This window comes from Burkholderia sp. MR1-5-21 (assembly GCF_053427715.1).
Genome location: NZ_JBSAXD010000005.1, coordinates 310,289 through 324,979, shown reverse-complemented (window position 1 = coordinate 324,979; position 14,691 = coordinate 310,289). Strand labels below are relative to the sequence as shown.

Sequence of the window (14,691 nt, the reverse complement as noted above, 5' to 3'; positions counted from 1 at the left end):
GGCACGGTCATGGATATCCGCCAGCTCCGCTATTTTGTGAACATCGTCGAATACGGGAGCCTCGGCAAGGCCGCCGAAAAGCTCTACGTCGCGCAGCCGTCGCTGAGCCAGCAGATCGCGAAGCTCGAGGACGACCTCGGCGTCGCGCTGCTCGTGCGCAGCCCGCAAGGCGTGAAGCCGACGGCGGCCGGCCAGGCGCTGTACCGCCACGCGCGGCTCGTGCTGCGCCAGATGGACCAGTTGCGGCAGGAAGTGCGCGCGGGCGCGGGCGGCGAATCCGGCACGGTCGCGGTGGGCTTTCCGACGACGATGACATCGATTCTCGCGATGCCGGTGTTCGAGCGCGTGAGCGCGCGCTATCCGGGCATTCGCCTGCAGTTCTTCGAAAGCATGAGCGGTTACATTAACGAACTGCTCGCGAACGGCCGGCTCGACCTGGCGATCCTGTTCCGCGAATCGAACACCACGGGCATCACCGCGATGCCCGTGCTCGACGAGGAGCTGTACCTGCTCGGCGAGCCGGGCGGCAGCGTGTCGCCGCGCGCGCGCACCTGCAGCCTGGCCGCGCTCGCGGGGGTTCCGCTGGTGGCGCCCGGCCTGTCGAACGGCCTGCGCCTGCTGATCGAGCGGACCTGTGCGCGCGAGGAAGTGCCGCTCAACATCATCGCGGACATCGATTCTTTGCCGATCTTGCTGTCGATCGCACGCACGGGCGCTGCGTGCACGATCCTGCCCGCGTCGGCGCTGACGCTGTGGGACGAGGCGAGCCGCCCGAGGATGCGCCGGATCGTCGATCCCGAGATCCGCCGCCCGGCCAGCCTGTGCTGGTCGAATACGTCGCCCGTCAGCTCGGCCGCGCTGGCCGTGCGCGAGACCATCGTCGAGCTGATCGCGGAGCTGGCCGCGAAAGGCGCATGGACCGGCATCACGCTGCGCACGCCGGTCGAAGCGCCGGAGTGACGGCAGCCGGCGCACGCGCCGTTCATTCGGCGAGCCAGCGCGCGGCCGGCCACGCGCCGCGCTCGACCGCGTCCCGCATCTCGTCGACGAGAATCGCGGTGACCGCGCGCACGGCCGCGGCGATCCTGCGCGTGTTCGGCAGCGCGAGCACGATCGTGCGCTGCAGCCCCGGGTCGCTCAGCGGCGCTGCACGAAGCTGTCCGCGCGCGACGTCGTCGGTCACGCAGATGCCGGGCAGGATCGTGTAGCCGTGTCCGCCCGCGACGAGCTGCTTCTGCACGTTCATCGAATTCGTTTCCGCCACCACGTTCAGCCGCACGCCCGATCCGGGGCACGCCTGTTCGAGCAGGTTGCGGATCCCGTGCGGCGCGCTCGGCAGGATCATCGGCCAACCCGTCAGCGCATCCAGCGCAACCGGCCGCCGCAGGTCGAGCGGCGCGTCCGGCGGCCCGATCACGTACAGGCTTTCCTCGAGCAGCGGTTGCGCCTGCAGCGTGGGCGTCGCTTTCGGGTTGTACAGCAGCGTCACGTCCACTTCGCCGGCGTCGAGCCAGTCGTGCAGATGGCCGGCATAGCCGACCGCGATCCGCAGGCTGACCGCCGGATGGCGGGCCTTGATCGCGCTCAGCAGCGGGCCGGCGAGCAGGTCGGCCGTGCTCGGCAGCAGGCCGACCGTGACGACGCCGCTGATCTGCGCGTCCGAGGGCAGGATCTCGGCGCGCGCGCGATCGAGTTCGAGCAGCGCGCGGCGCGCGTGCTCGACGAGGATTTCGCCCGACTCCGTCAATTCCATTCCGTAGCGGCCGCGGTCGAACAGCGCGGCGCCGATGTCTTCCTCGAGCAGCTTCAGCTGGCGCGACACGGCCGGCTGAACGAGATGCAGCGCTTCGGCCGCGCGCGTCACGCTGCCCGTTTCGGCGACCGCCAGCAGCGCGCGAAGCTGTTTGATGTCCATGCGTTCTCCTGACGTGCGTCATGCCGGTTCGTGATGCGTGCATCAAAAATCTCTATTTCTGATGCGTGAACATCGCATTTTAAGATACCTGAAACCTCTCACTTCAGGAGCCCCCACATGAACGCTTCAACGGGACAACCGCCGGCCTGGCAGGAGTCCATCTTTTCCGTGCTGAAAGCGGGCGGCACGCGCCAGATCGTCTATGTGCCCGATGCTGGCCACGCGCACGTGATCCGCCGCGCGCAGGCGGACGACGCGATCCACGACATCGCGCTGACGACCGAGGAGGAGGGCGTCGCGGTGGTGAGCGGCGCGTGGCTCGGCGGCCAGCGCGCGGTGCTGCTGATGCAGAGCAGCGGCGTCGGCAACTGCGTGAACATGTTCTCGCTGCTGCGCAGCTGCAACTTCCCGTTCTTCACGCTCGTGACGATGCGCGGCGAATACGCGGAGTTCAACCCGTGGCAGGGTCCGATGGGCAAGACGACGCAGGCCGCGCTCGAACTGATGGGCATCACCGTGCTGCGCGCCGATCGTCCGGAGGACGTCGAGGATGTCGTCAGCGCGGGTTTCGATGCGGCGTTCGAAGCGGGCGAGCAGGTCGCCGTGCTGCTGTCGCAAAGCCTGATCGGTCGCAAGAAATGGGAGCGGAAATGATGACCACGGAAAACACCCGCGCGACGATCGAGCGCCGCGCGTTCGTAGAGCACCTGCTGGCCGGCGTGCCCGACGCGCTCGTCGTCACGGGGCTCGGCTCGCCTTCGTATGACGTGTTCGCGGCCGGCGACAGCGACAGCCGCTTCTATCTGTGGGGCGCGATGGGCGGTGCCGCGTCGCTCGGCCTCGGTCTCGCGCTCGCACAGCCGGACAAGCCCGTGGTCGTGATCACCGGCGACGGCGAGCAGCTGATGGGCATCGGCAGCCTCGGCACGATCGGTGCGAAGCAGCCGCGCAACCTGACGATCGTCGTGCTCGACAACGGCCACTACGGTGAAACCGGCATGCAGCGCAGCCATTCGAGCCTCGGCACGGATCTCGTTGCGGTGGCGAAGGGTTTCGGCGTCGCCGATTCGTTCGTCGTATGGGATCAGGACGACCACGGCAGGATCGTCGAGCGCGCGAACGCGCGGCAGGGCCCCGTGTTCGCGCAGGTCCGTATCACGGCCGACGAGCCGCCGCGCGCGCTGCCGCCGCGCGACGGCGTGCACGTGAAGAACCGCATGCGCGCGCATCTCGGCCTCGCGACGTTCTGAGCCGTGCGCGTATCGCGCCCGCGCGACACCGGCGCGGGCGCGCGCATCATGCCGCGCCGTCCGTGTCGCGCCGTTCGTGCCATGGGTGCCGATGGTGCCGTTGGTGCACCTCGCGGCGGCGCATGCCCACCGAAGTCAACGAGTCGATCATGCAACGCTACTCTCTCTATATCGACGGCGAACGGCGCGAGCCGGACAGCCGCGAATGGTTCGCCACCGACAATCCGTACACGGGCGAGCCGTGGGCGGAGATCGCGCGCGGCAACGCCGCGGACGTCGATCACGCGGTCCGGGCCGCTCATCGCGCGTTCGCCGACGGCACGTGGCGGTCGCTGTCGGCCAGCGCGCGCGGCCACCTGCTGATCCGGCTGGCCGACCGCCTCGCCGCCGAAGCCGCGCGTCTCGCCGAAATCGAAGTGCGCGACAACGGCAAGCTGTATGCGGAAATGCACGCGCAGCTGCAATACCTGCCGCAGTGGTACCGCTACTACGGCGGGCTCGCGGACAAGTTGCACGGCGACGTGATCCCGCTCGACAAGCCCGGCTATTTCAACTACACACGCCGCGAACCGCTCGGTGTCGTCGCGATCGTCACGCCGTGGAATTCGCCGCTGATGCTGCTCGCGTGGAAGCTCGCGCCCGCGCTCGCCGCCGGCTGCACGGCCGTGATCAAGCCATCGGAATTCACGTCGGCGTCGACGCTCGAGTTCGTCGAACTGCTCGCGGACGTCGGGTTCCCGCGCGGCGTCGTCAACGTCGTGACGGGGTTCGGCAACGAAGCGGGCAGCGCGCTCGTGTCGCATCCGCTCGTGCGCAAGGTCACGTTCACGGGCGCCGATGCCACGGGGCGCCGCATCAACGAGCAGGCCGCGCGCGACTTCAAGCACGTGAGCCTCGAGCTCGGCGGGAAGTCGCCGAACATCGTGTTCGACGATGCGAACCTGGACGACGCGGTCAATGGCGTGGTCGCGGGGATCTTCGCGGCGACCGGGCAGACCTGCATCGCGGGTTCGCGGCTGCTCGTGCAGTCGAGCATCCACGACGCATTCGTCGAGCGGGTGGTCGCGCTCGCGCGCACCGCGCGGATGGGCGATCCGATGGACGCCGGCACGCAGGTCGGGCCGATCACGACGCGGCCGCAGTTCGACAAGGTGCTGCACTACATCGACGTCGCGCGCGGCGAAGGCGCGGTGCTCGCGCTCGGCGGCCGCGCGGCCGCACGCGCCGAATGCGGCGGCGGCCGGTTCGTCGAGCCGACGATCTTCACGGGCGTCACGAACGACATGCGCATCGCGCAGGAGGAAGTGTTCGGTCCCGTGCTGTCGGTGATCCGCTTCGACACCGAGGAGGACGCGGTCGCCATCGCGAACGACGTCCGTTTCGGGCTCGGCGCCGGCGTGTGGACGCAGGATCTCGGCCGCGCGTTCCGCATGGCCGAGCGCATCGAGTCGGGCACCGTGTGGGTCAACACCTATCGGGCGGTGAGCTACCTGTCGCCGTTCGGCGGCTGCAAGGACTCCGGCCTCGGCCGCGAGAACGGGATCGGCGCGGTCGACGAATACCTGCAGACGAAGAGCGTGTGGATCAACACGGGCGCGCCGACCGGCAATCCGTTCGTGATGCGTTAGCCGTGACATGCCGGCAGCGGCGCGCATCCGCGCGTCGCGTCCGATCTCCCGACGCGGCGTCAGACCGGACAGCGGGACAACATGGATCTGGAGACACCAATTGAAAGCCAATACCTTGCTGCCGGATGCGGTCGGCACACCCGCCGATACGCGGCGCCGCATTCGCGCGATCGTGGGCGCGTCGTCGGGCAACCTGGTCGAGTGGTTCGACTTCTTCGTCTACTCGTTCTGCTCGCTGTATTTCGCGCATGCGTTCTTTCCGGCCGGCGACCGCACGACGCAACTGCTCAATACGGCCGGCGTATTCGCGACGGGCTTCCTGATGCGACCGATCGGCGGCTGGCTGTTCGGGCGCATCGGCGACCGCCACGGCCGCAAGCGCGCGATGGTCGTGTCGGTGCTGATGATGTGCGGCGGTTCGCTGGCGATCGCCGTGCTGCCGACCTACGCGCAGATCGGCGCGCTCGCCCCCGCGCTGCTGCTCGCCGCGCGCTGCGTGCAAGGGCTGTCGGTCGGCGGCGAATACGGCACCAGCGCGACGTACATGAGCGAGATCGCGCAGCCGGGACGGCGCGGCTTCTTCGCGTCGTTCCAGTACGTGACGGTGATCGGCGGGCAGGTGCTCGCGCTGGTCGTCGTCGTCGCGCTTCAGCAGTGGCTCACGCACGACCAGCTCGTCGCGTGGGGGTGGCGGATTCCGTTCGCGCTCGGCGCGATCGGGGCGGTCGTCGCGATGGTGCTGCGCCGCGCGCTCGACGAGACCACGACGATGCATACGCGCAACCGCGCCGACGCGGGCACCCTCAGCGGCCTGTTCGCGCATGGGCGCGCGGTCGCGACGGTGCTCGGGTTCACGGCCGGCGGGTCGCTCGTCTTCTACACGTTCACGACGTACATGCAGAAGTACCTCGTCAACACGGCCGGCATGCATGCGAAGACCGCGAGCGCGATCATGACGGCGGCGCTGGTCGTGTTCATGCTGATGCAGCCCGCATTCGGCGCGCTGTCCGACCGGATCGGACGCCGGCGGTCGATGCTGCTGTTCTGCGTCGGCGCGACCTTCGGCACGGTTCCCGTGCTCGCGGCGCTCAAGACTGCTCACGATCCGCTGTGGGCGTTCGTGCTGATCCTCGCGGCGCTGGCGGTCGTCAGCCTGTACACGTCGATCAGCGGGCTCGTCAAGGCGGAGATGTTCCCGGCCGAGGTGCGCGCGCTCGGCGTCGGCCTGCCTTATGCGATCGCCAACGCCGTGTTCGGCGGATCGGCCGAGTATGCGGCGCTGTCGCTGAAGGCGGCCGGCGTCGAATCGGTGTTCTTCTGGTATGTGACCGCGCTGGGTGCGGTTGCCGTGATAGCATCGTTGACGATGCGCGATCCGGCCACCCACGGCTATCTGCGCGATTGACGCCGGCCGGATGCCCGGTCGGGCGCGGGCGGCGCGCTGCGATGCACGGTCACGGCCGGGCGTCGGCGCGCCGGCATCGCGACGGCCACAGCGCGAATACCGGATACAGGACCGCGATGCCGGACAGCACGCCGAGAAAGCGGTCGAGCCCCGCGGCCGTGTCGACCGCCGTGTATGTGTCGGGCACGAGCACGACGAGGAAGGCCAGCGCGAACTGCGTGCCCACGTAGTTCGCGCCCGTGCGCGAGTTCTCGATATGGCGGCCGACGACGACGCCGGCGGCAACCAGCAGTGCCATCATCGCGGGCGAATGGTGGCATGCATAGAGCCCGACGGTCGCGAGCGCGCCGCCCGCCGCACAGCCGGCGAAGCGGTGCGCCATGCGCCGTGCCGTGGGGCCGTGCGCGGCCGTCAGCTGCGCAGCCGGAATCATCGATACCGCGAAGATCGTCACGCACGCCTGGGCCGGCGACGGCAGGTGCAGCAGGCGCGCAAGCAGCGGGACGAGCGCGAGCGCGACGCCGCCCTTGAGCGCGTGCATGCCGGCGGCTGCTTGCCAGCGCCGGGCGGGCGGGTCGGCTGCCGCGGCCGGCGGAGCGTAGTAGTCGCCCGCCAGCGTGCGGCGGATCGCGGCCGTGGACAGCGCGCTGACGGCGATCCCGCACAGCGTGCCGGTCGCCACCTCGGCGACGCGCGACCACGCGAACGCCGCGAGCTGCACGGCCGGCTGTTGCAGCGCTTCGGTCATCACCATCGCGAAGGTCAGGCCCGCGAACAGCCACGCATATCCGTTCGCTTCGGTGACCGCGAAATACAGCGTGATTGCGCCGGCGCACGCCAGCGCAACGGCGAGCGCGGCCGTCGAGCCGGGCCAATGCGCATGCGCGGCACAGGCGGCCGCCGCGCCCGCGACCGTGCCCGCGATGCGCAGCATGCCGCGGCGCAGGGTGGTTGCGACATGCGTGCGCATCACCATGTAGCCGCTGAACGCCGCCCATCCGACGTTGCGCTCGCGCAGCGCATGCGCGCACAGAATCGAAAGCAGGACCGCGACGACGGCCTCGATTTCGTCGAGCGCGCGCGGCCCCGGCACGGGAATGCGGCGCAGGTCGCGTGCGACGTCGGCGGCCACGCGGCGCAGATCGGCGATGAAAGTCACTTCCGGCTTCATCGGAATCCACCCGGGACGCGATGCGCGATGTGTTCCGCATGGCCGCGTTGCAGCGGGTGCGGGCGGGTCACGACGACCATGCCGCACAGGTCGCCGGCAGGTGTGTCGACCAGGATTTCAATCGGGCCAGCGGATCCGGGAAGGGGCGTCCGCGAAGTTTCCGGGTGACGGATGTCCATGATTCCGGGAGGCAAACGTGAAGGCCAGCGTGGCCAGCGCGTGAACGCGCGCCGACATTCTCGTTGATCCCGCGCCGGCGCGCCAATATGCGCCGGCTTTGTCGGGCATAGGCCGCGCCTATGCCGGTCACGGGCGGAGCAGATCGAATCCGGCAAATACCACCACGCCGCTGAGCGCAATCATCGCCACGGAGTGCTGGCCGAAATAAAGGATCGCGGCAGCGAGCCACGACGCGATGCAAAAGGCGCCAATGCGGGCCATCGTGTGTACCTCAAAACTCGTCATGAAAGTGGATGCGCGTCCGCCGGCGGCATCGTGCAATGCGATGCGACCCCAAAAATGGAAATCGCGCATCCGGATGCAGTGTGTCGCTCGGGCCCGCGACCGGCACGCAAGGGCGTACCCATTCATGCGTTCGCGGTGGTCTCGACCGAGGCGCGGCCTCGGGACGGGGACGGCAGCACGCGCTTGCGTGCCCTGACCGAAAGGACGGTCGTGGGTGCCGGCGGCGATCGCATTGGGCGACCCCGTGCGGAAGTCGGATCGCGAGATCGGCCGGAACACATTCAATTTTACCAGCGAACGCAGGGCTTGCCGTCCGGCATTGCGACTGATGCAGCGTCGTCATCGTGCAGCCTGCCGGGCTCAAGTTTCGTCTGACCAATGCCGTAATGCGGTTGCAAGGAATGCCTTGCGCGAGCAATCATCGATCCGCGCATTGCCGATGGAACGCCGCGATGCGCGCCCACATCGCCGGCGGATTCGAATACATCGGGAAGTGCCCGCACTCGGGAATCCCGGCGAGCTGGACGCCATTGGCCGCAATATCCGCGAGATACGACAGCGACGCGTTCTGCTCGCCGTACATGAACATCTTCGGGCACGGCAGCCCGAGGAACTTGCGCATCAGGTCGCCGTTGTCTGACAGCTCGACCATCGAGCGGAAGATGCCGCCGACGGCTTCCGCTCGCACCTTGTGGCGCAGGCTCGCCGCATACAGCGCGCTCGCGAACGCCGGCGCGTGCCGCGCGCGCTCGATGAAATCGTCGAAGAAGCGTTCGGCGCTGTCGCGTGGATGGTCGACGATCTGCCGGCTCAGGAAGCAGTCCTCCGGCGCGATGTTCCCTTCGATGTCGACGAAGCTGAGCACGCGCGCCGGATGACGATGCGCGAGCATCAGCGCCGTGAGCCCGCCCATCGAATGGCCGACGAGATGGAATCGTTCGAAACCGGCCCGGTCGAGCACGTTCAGCGCGGTGTCGACGAGAAACGGAATCGCGACCTTCGACAGGTCCGCGCATTGCGTTTCGCCGCAGCCCGGCGCGTCGTAGGCAATGAACGGCCGGCCCGCGAATTCGGCATGGCGCACGATGTCCGCATAGTCTTCCTTCGTGGAGCCGAAGCCGTGCAGGAACACGATCGGCGCACGCTCGCCGGCGGCGCGATGGATGGCGGCGACGTCCACGGGCGTGCCGTCGATCGTGAACGAGAACCGAGACTGAATGAATTCCTGACGCATCGAACCTTGCTCCCTGGTTGGGCCGGCGTCGCGACGGCCGTGATTCGTGTTACGACGAACCGCGGCCGCAGCGGCCGGCAGATACACGCTTAATCGACGAGCGACCGGCAGAACCGCTGGATGGCGTCGCATGCGTGCTGCAGCGACACGTCGTCCAGCGCGTATGCGATGCGGATGTACGGCCCGAGCCCGAATGCGCTGCCATGCACGGCGGCGACGCCGGCTTCGTCGAGCAACGCATTGACCACGTCCTCGTCGCTGCGAATGCGCGTGCCCGCCGGCGTGGTCTTGCCGATCAGGCCCGCGCACGACGCGAACGCATAGAACGCGCCTTGCGGCACCGCGCAGTGCAGGCCGGGCGCCAGGTTCAACTGTTCGACGACCAGATCGCGACGACGCTGGAATGCCACGCGCGAGTGAAAAATGAAGTCCTGCGGCCCGGTCAGCGCGGCGAGCGCCGCATGTTGCGAGATCGTCGATGCGCCCGACGTCTGCTGGCCCTGCAACTTCTCCATCGCGTCGATCAGCCAGCCGGGGCCCGTGCCGAAGCCGATGCGCCAGCCCGTCATCGCGTACGCCTTCGACACGCCGTTCATCGTCAGCACGCGTTCGCGCAGCCGCGGTTCCACCTGGGCGATCGTGCGGAAATCGATGCCGTCGAAGATCAGGTGTTCGTAAATGTCATCGGACAGCACGAGCACCTGCGGATGCGCGAGCAGCACGTCCGCGAGCGCCTGCAGCTCGGCACGGCTGTACACCGCGCCTGTCGGGTTCGACGGCGAATTCAGGACCAGCCAGCGCGTGCGCGGCGTGATCGCGGCTGCCAGCGCGCCGGGCGTGAGCTTGAAGCCGCTGTCGGCGCCGCAGGCGACGGTGACGGACGTGCCGCCGCAGAGCTGGACGATCTCCGGGTAGCTGACCCAGTACGGCGCCGGCACGATGACCTCGTCGCCTTCGTTGAGCGTCGCGGCCAGCGCATTGAAGATCACCTGCTTGCCGCCGTTGCACACGAGCGTGTTGTGCCAGTCGACGTCGAGGCCATTCTCGCGCCGGAACTTCGCGGCGATCGCCTCGCGCAGCGCGCGCAGCCCCGCGACCTGCGTATAACGCGTGTGGCCAGCGCGGATCGCCGCGATGCCGGCCTCGCGCACGTGCTCGGGTGTGTCGAAATCGGGTTCCCCGGCGCTCAGCGAAATCACCTGCGCGCCGCTCGCGCGCCGCGCGGCGACGCGGTCCATCACACGGTAGGTCGCCGACGGCTTGGCGGCTGCAAGGAAGCGGTTCAATGAATGGGCGCGGGCATTCATCGTGCGGACCTCCATTGAGTCAGGCCGAGCAGCTCCAGCGTCGTGCGGCCGGCGGCCAGCGCGGCCATGATCTGCGCTTCCTTGTCCGCACGCGCCTGGCCGTTCGCGAGCGTTGCCTGCGCATGCGCGGCCGGGATGATCACGACGCCGTCGTCGTCGGCCACCACGAGGTCGCCGGCGGCGACCGGCGTACCCGCGAAGCTGAGCGGCGCGCCGACCGACGGCGCGCTGTCCTTCAGCGTGCCACGCACCGACACGCCACGCGTGAACGCCGGAAAGCGCCGCGCGGTGAGCGCCGCGATGTCGCGCACGCCGCCGTCGATCACGAGGCCCGCGATGCCGGCCGCTTCGGCCGCGACCGCGAGCACCTCGCCCCAGTAACCGGCGACGAATCCGCCCGTCGACACGACGAGCACGCTGCCGCGCGGCGCTTTTTCCATCGCGAGATGAATCGCGAGGTTGTCGCCCGGCGCGCATTCGACCGGGTAGGCGGGGCCGGCGACCGATGCGCCGGGCCAGATCGTGCGGATCGCCGGATCGACGGAACTGGTCGGCAGCCCGGACGCTTCGTAGAGGGTCGACGTGCCGAGCTTGCGTGCCTGTTCGAGCGTCACGGCGTCGTAGGCGGGGACGGTGTCGGACATCATGCTTTCCTTTGCAGCGTGTGGTAACCCAGCGCGGCGCGTGCGTCGCGGACGGTGGCGCCGCCGGCGATGCGCTCGCGAATGGCGGTCTCGACGGCCTCGATCGCGCGTGCGGTTTCCGCGACTTCGCGGGCGCGCGCACGCGGCACGATCACGACGCCGTTCGCGTCGGCCACCACGATGTCGCGCGACGCGACGCGCACCGTGCCGATCGCGACCGTCGTGTTGACCGACTCGACCTGCACGCGGTCCTTGCCGGTGCGCATGAAGCGGCCGGCCGTGAACAGCGGATAGCCGTCGCCGAGCGCCTTGTTGACGTCGCGGCAGACACCGTCGATCACCGTCGCGGCGATCCCGCGCAGGCCCGCGTATTGCGTGAGGATGTCGCCCCACACCGTGCAGTCGGTGCGGCCGTCGTTGTCGATCACGATCACGTCGCCCTCGGCGACGTCGTCGACGAAGTCGCCGACGGTGCCCGCGGGCACGCCGGCCGGCACGTACCTGACCGTGTACGCGGGGCCGACGACCGGATGCGGATAGTCGGCGAGCGGCGCGATGCCGAGCGCCTGGCCGTGCAGGCCGAGTTTGTCCAGCGCGTCGGACACGCCGGGCGTGTCGAGGCCGGCGAACAGCGCGACCAGTGCCTGGTCTTCGGCGCTTGCTTTCAGGGGATTCGTCATGGGAAAAGCTCCGGGAGAGAACGCTTACTGCGCGCGGATCGCGTCGAATTCCTTGTCGTGCATCACGTCGGCGACCGGACGGCCCGTGCGGACCGCGGCGACCATGCCGTCCTGGCGGCGCGCGATGCGTTCGCCGAGGTCGAGCACGTCGTCGATCCGCGCGGCCGGCACGAACACGGTGCCGCAGCGGTCGGCGATCACGTAGTCGTCCTCGTGCACGGTCACGCCCGCCATCTGCACGGGTTGGCCGGCATCGACCTGCACCACGCGATTGCGTGCGCTGATCATCGTGATCCCGCGGCCGTAGACGGGGTAGCCGATCGATTCGCTGCCTTCGATGTCGCGGCTTGCGCCGTCGATGACCGAGCCGCGGATCCGTTTCGCACGCGCGGCATTCGCGAGGATGTCGCCCCAGCACGAGATGCCGTCGAGTCCGCCGGCGATGACGAGCACGCGGTCGTCGGTGGCGATCGCGTCGACGACGGGCGTGATCAGGTGCACGGTCGGCGCGGCATCGGTCTTGGGGCCGAGCTGGATCGTGCTCGCGCGCCCGACGATTTTCGGGCAGTCCCACAGCGGACGCAGACCGACGGTCGCGCCCGGCAGGCCGAGAAAATCGAGCGCGTCGGACACCGTATTCGTGTCGAGCGCAGCGAGGCGGTCGAGGAGAGTGGTTTGGGTCATGGCGACGGGTTCCGTTGACAGAGGCACTCATCGTCGGGCCGGGTAGCTGATATGTAAATTCGCTATTTCGTATCTGGCTGATATGATTTTCGGATCAGGCGGATTCACACTTTTCCGGTCCGCCGGCCGATCATGGCGGCGATGGCGATGGCGATGGCGATGGCGATGGCGATGGCGATGGCGATGGCGATGGCGATGGCGATGGCGATGGCAATGGCGATGGCAATGGCGATGGCGATGGCGATGGCAATGGCAATGGCAATGGCAATGGCAATGGCAATGGCAATGGCAACGGATCACGGCGCGTCCCGGTACGACGCGGAGGCACGGCGGACATGAGCAATACGATCGACTTCAGGCTGATCAGGCAGCTATGGATGTTTCTCGCGGTGGCCGAGGAACGGCATTTCGGCCGTGCGGCGCAGCGTTTGAACATGTCGCAGCCGCCGCTGACCGAGCAGATCAAGGTGCTCGAACAGTCGCTGAAGCTGCAGCTGTTCGAGCGGTCGCGGCGCGGTACGCAGCTCAGCGCGGCCGGCGCCGCGATCCTGCCGGCCGTGCGGCAGTTCGCCGATCAGGTCGAGCGGCTCGAACGCGTCGTGCGCGAAGTGGCGGCCGGCCAGTCCGGCGTGCTGCATGTCGGGGCCATTACGTCCGCGATGCTCGAAACGGTGCCTGCCGTGCTGGATGCGCTGAAGCGCACGCATCCGCACCTGACCGTGTTCGTGCGCGAGATCGACAGCGCGGAAGCAGTGCCGGCGCTGGAGGCCGGCGAACTCGACCTCGCGTTCGTCCGTCTCGACGGCGAGGTCGGGCACGGGATCGCGACGATGCCGCTCGCGGAGGACCGGCTCGCCGTCGCGCTGCCGCGCGATCATCCGCTGGCCGCGTTGTCGCGGGTGAGGATCGGGTCGCTTGCCAACGAATCGCTGGTGATGTCGGCGCGGCAGGTCAGCCCTGTCTACTTCGACATGCTGACGGGCGTGTGCCGTGCGCACGGGTTCGCGCCGCGCGTGCTGCACGAAGTGCGGTCGGTGACGTCGCAGATCGCGTATGTCGGCTGCGGCCAGGGCGTTGCGCTGGTGCCGGCGTCGATGCGCAAGCTTGCGCCCGAGAACGTCGTGGTCCGGCCGCTGAAGGAGCGGGTCATGGTGGTCACGGCGGCGCTCGCATGGAATGCGAATCGGCACCATCCGATGGTGGATGCCGTGGTGGCCTGGCTCAGGACCTGCGGCGGGAAGCAGCCGGCATCGCGTGACGCAGGCGTGTGAATCATTGACCGCCGCAGGTCAGCTTCCCTTCCTTGCAATGCAATTGGGCGTCGAGACGCTTCGCCTGTTCCTGCGTCAGTTCATCGATGCACATCGCATAGACCGACGAATTGATGGAACCGCCACGCGTGCCCATCGTGTTGAATTCGCATTGCGCGTCGCGCCATGCGATCCACGCACGTTCGGCCTTTCGCAATTGGTCGCCGCCTTCCTTGCTCACCTTGGCGAGCAGCGCACGGTACGTTTCGTTCAGCTTCTGGTCGGACGCCTGCTTGCTGTGGCCGATACACTCGTCCATTGCCATCTGGGTCGGCGAGTCGTTCAGGCAATCGATCTGTGCGCCCCAGGAGGATCCGCTCGCGAACAGCAGGGCGGCAGCCCAGAGTACGGGAAAACGCATGTGTAGAAACTCCATTAGATTGCGGTCGGGTGACTTTCCCAGGGCCATGCCATCGCCATTCAGTCTGTAGCTCGGCCGCCCCGGCGCACGACTATGCCATATACCCCCCGGAACTTCGACGTTGCCCTTCTGCAAGCCGCCAACGGTTTGTGGGCCGCCATGCCGGTTCGTGGCCTGAAGCGAAACTCCGAACGCCGTCTGGTATCCATCCCGAGCGCACACGCATACGTCGACGGAAGCGGCTGCCGGTTTCAGGGTTGAAACAATTCTTCGATGCATTGCAGCGACGGCTTGCGCTGAGCCGAATGCTTGTCGCCGCCGCGGAGCCTCGCCGTGAGTGAGTTTCCTTGCCACGCGCGGGACTCGGCGAATCGATTCAATCGCCGTGCGTTTCAGAACTGAAACATCACCAGGGTCCGAACGTTTCATCCCGCGATCGATCGATCGCGCAGCCCCTTGTGCATTGCGTCGCTGCATGCTGGTCCGTTCCTTGCTCACGTCACTCGCACACATCCAAGCCGCACGGCCGCAAGGCCCGATGCAGGCGATGAAAAACGAACACACAGATCGGGGAAATCATGTCCAAGCACCATGGGCCGCCATGCGGCTGCCTTCTCGCATCACCACGCCGTACACG

At 68.2% G+C, this 14,691-nt stretch carries 16 protein-coding genes; 7 read left to right on the top strand and 9 right to left on the bottom strand.

The annotated features are described in order from the left end of the window. Positions 1 to 9 precede the first annotated feature (9 nt). Positions 10 to 960 carry a LysR substrate-binding domain-containing protein gene (locus ACV229_RS09970; RefSeq protein ID WP_448083018.1) on the top strand — a complete coding sequence of 317 codons (951 nt, stop codon included), beginning with the start codon at positions 10 to 12 and terminating at the stop codon, positions 958 to 960. A 22-nt stretch (positions 961 to 982) separates the two neighbouring features. On the opposite strand, the gene ACV229_RS09965 is transcribed toward ACV229_RS09970, so the two are convergent. Beyond that, positions 983 to 1,915, bottom strand: a complete 933-nt coding sequence (locus ACV229_RS09965) for a LysR family transcriptional regulator (protein ID WP_448082939.1) — start codon at positions 1,913 to 1,915, stop codon at positions 983 to 985. Positions 1,916 to 2,032: 117 nt separating this feature from the next. Between ACV229_RS09965 and ACV229_RS09960 the strand changes: the two genes are divergently transcribed. The 4 genes from ACV229_RS09960 (at position 2,033) to ACV229_RS09945 (ending at position 6,198) form a co-directional block, all read left to right on the top strand. Beyond that, entirely contained in the window at positions 2,033 to 2,569 is a 537-nt protein-coding gene (locus tag ACV229_RS09960; protein ID WP_448082938.1) for a phosphonopyruvate decarboxylase, read from the top strand. Further along, the gene (locus ACV229_RS09955) at positions 2,569 to 3,165 is read left to right on the top strand and encodes a thiamine pyrophosphate-dependent enzyme (protein ID WP_448083017.1); all 597 of its coding nucleotides are present in this window, start codon (positions 2,569 to 2,571) and stop codon (positions 3,163 to 3,165) included. The genes ACV229_RS09960 and ACV229_RS09955 overlap by 1 nt, the downstream gene beginning before the upstream one ends. A gap of 149 nt (positions 3,166 to 3,314) precedes the next feature. After that, complete coding sequence (locus tag ACV229_RS09950) at positions 3,315 to 4,793, top strand: aldehyde dehydrogenase (protein WP_448082937.1); 1,479 nt, start codon at positions 3,315 to 3,317, stop codon at positions 4,791 to 4,793. A 100-nt stretch (positions 4,794 to 4,893) separates the two neighbouring features. After that, positions 4,894 to 6,198, top strand: a complete 1,305-nt coding sequence (locus ACV229_RS09945; RefSeq protein WP_448082936.1) for an MFS family transporter — start codon at positions 4,894 to 4,896, stop codon at positions 6,196 to 6,198. Between the two features lie 49 nt (positions 6,199 to 6,247). Here ACV229_RS09945 and ACV229_RS09940 read toward each other — a convergent pair whose 3' ends face one another. The 7 genes from ACV229_RS09940 to ACV229_RS09910 all read right to left on the bottom strand — a co-directional run bounded on the left by ACV229_RS09940 (position 6,248) and on the right by ACV229_RS09910 (position 12,383). After that, positions 6,248 to 7,369, bottom strand: a complete 1,122-nt coding sequence (locus tag ACV229_RS09940) for an FUSC family protein (protein ID WP_448082935.1) — start codon at positions 7,367 to 7,369, stop codon at positions 6,248 to 6,250. A gap of 306 nt (positions 7,370 to 7,675) precedes the next feature. Then, positions 7,676 to 7,903 (bottom strand): hypothetical protein, encoded by a 228-nt coding sequence (locus ACV229_RS09935; RefSeq protein WP_448083021.1) that lies wholly within the window; start codon positions 7,901 to 7,903, stop codon positions 7,676 to 7,678. Between the two features lie 349 nt (positions 7,904 to 8,252). After that, complete coding sequence (locus ACV229_RS09930; protein ID WP_448083016.1) at positions 8,253 to 9,068, bottom strand: alpha/beta fold hydrolase; 816 nt, start codon at positions 9,066 to 9,068, stop codon at positions 8,253 to 8,255. Positions 9,069 to 9,157: 89 nt separating this feature from the next. After that, a complete protein-coding gene (locus tag ACV229_RS09925; RefSeq protein ID WP_448082934.1) occupies positions 9,158 to 10,375 on the bottom strand; it encodes a pyridoxal phosphate-dependent aminotransferase in 1,218 nt (405 codons plus the stop codon). Beyond that, a complete protein-coding gene (locus tag ACV229_RS09920; protein WP_448082933.1) occupies positions 10,372 to 11,019 on the bottom strand; it encodes an RraA family protein in 648 nt (215 codons plus the stop codon). Before ACV229_RS09920 ends, ACV229_RS09925 begins: the two co-directional genes overlap by 4 nt. Beyond that, the gene (locus tag ACV229_RS09915) at positions 11,019 to 11,699 is read right to left on the bottom strand and encodes an RraA family protein (RefSeq protein ID WP_448082932.1); all 681 of its coding nucleotides are present in this window, start codon (positions 11,697 to 11,699) and stop codon (positions 11,019 to 11,021) included. The genes ACV229_RS09920 and ACV229_RS09915 overlap by 1 nt, the downstream gene beginning before the upstream one ends. A gap of 24 nt (positions 11,700 to 11,723) precedes the next feature. Beyond that, the gene (locus tag ACV229_RS09910; RefSeq protein ID WP_448082931.1) at positions 11,724 to 12,383 is read right to left on the bottom strand and encodes an RraA family protein; all 660 of its coding nucleotides are present in this window, start codon (positions 12,381 to 12,383) and stop codon (positions 11,724 to 11,726) included. Between the two features lie 132 nt (positions 12,384 to 12,515). Here ACV229_RS09910 and ACV229_RS09905 point away from each other — a divergent pair, with 132 nt between their 5' ends. Beyond that, a complete protein-coding gene (locus tag ACV229_RS09905) occupies positions 12,516 to 12,722 on the top strand; it encodes a hypothetical protein (RefSeq protein ID WP_448082930.1) in 207 nt (68 codons plus the stop codon). Next, positions 12,719 to 13,654: a LysR substrate-binding domain-containing protein gene (locus ACV229_RS09900; protein ID WP_448082929.1), complete on the top strand. Its 936-nt coding sequence runs from the start codon at positions 12,719 to 12,721 to the stop codon at positions 13,652 to 13,654. The genes ACV229_RS09905 and ACV229_RS09900 overlap by 4 nt, the downstream gene beginning before the upstream one ends. 1 nt (position 13,655) lies before the next feature. On the opposite strand, the gene ACV229_RS09895 is transcribed toward ACV229_RS09900, so the two are convergent. Beyond that, positions 13,656 to 14,531 carry a lysozyme inhibitor LprI family protein gene (locus ACV229_RS09895; protein WP_448082928.1) on the bottom strand — a complete coding sequence of 292 codons (876 nt, stop codon included), beginning with the start codon at positions 14,529 to 14,531 and terminating at the stop codon, positions 13,656 to 13,658. Positions 14,532 to 14,691 lie beyond the last annotated feature (160 nt).

Coding starts and splice junctions, on each gene's coding strand:
- ACV229_RS09970 (WP_448083018.1), top strand. CDS start 10: ATGGATATCCGCCAGCTCCGCTATTTTGTGAACATCGTCGAATACGGG.
- ACV229_RS09965 (WP_448082939.1), bottom strand. CDS start 1,915: ATGGACATCAAACAGCTTCGCGCGCTGCTGGCGGTCGCCGAAACGGGC.
- ACV229_RS09960 (WP_448082938.1), top strand. CDS start 2,033: ATGAACGCTTCAACGGGACAACCGCCGGCCTGGCAGGAGTCCATCTTT.
- ACV229_RS09955 (WP_448083017.1), top strand. CDS start 2,569: ATGACCACGGAAAACACCCGCGCGACGATCGAGCGCCGCGCGTTCGTA.
- ACV229_RS09950 (WP_448082937.1), top strand. CDS start 3,315: ATGCAACGCTACTCTCTCTATATCGACGGCGAACGGCGCGAGCCGGAC.
- ACV229_RS09940 (WP_448082935.1), bottom strand. CDS start 7,369: ATGAAGCCGGAAGTGACTTTCATCGCCGATCTGCGCCGCGTGGCCGCC.
- ACV229_RS09935 (WP_448083021.1), bottom strand. CDS start 7,903: ATGCGCGATTTCCATTTTTGGGGTCGCATCGCATTGCACGATGCCGCC.
- ACV229_RS09930 (WP_448083016.1), bottom strand. CDS start 9,068: ATGCGTCAGGAATTCATTCAGTCTCGGTTCTCGTTCACGATCGACGGC.
- ACV229_RS09925 (WP_448082934.1), bottom strand. CDS start 10,375: ATGAATGCCCGCGCCCATTCATTGAACCGCTTCCTTGCAGCCGCCAAG.
- ACV229_RS09920 (WP_448082933.1), bottom strand. CDS start 11,019: ATGTCCGACACCGTCCCCGCCTACGACGCCGTGACGCTCGAACAGGCA.
- ACV229_RS09915 (WP_448082932.1), bottom strand. CDS start 11,699: ATGACGAATCCCCTGAAAGCAAGCGCCGAAGACCAGGCACTGGTCGCG.
- ACV229_RS09910 (WP_448082931.1), bottom strand. CDS start 12,383: ATGACCCAAACCACTCTCCTCGACCGCCTCGCTGCGCTCGACACGAAT.
- ACV229_RS09905 (WP_448082930.1), top strand. CDS start 12,516: ATGGCGGCGATGGCGATGGCGATGGCGATGGCGATGGCGATGGCGATG.
- ACV229_RS09900 (WP_448082929.1), top strand. CDS start 12,719: ATGAGCAATACGATCGACTTCAGGCTGATCAGGCAGCTATGGATGTTT.
- ACV229_RS09895 (WP_448082928.1), bottom strand. CDS start 14,531: ATGCAGCGACGCAATGCACAAGGGGCTGCGCGATCGATCGATCGCGGG.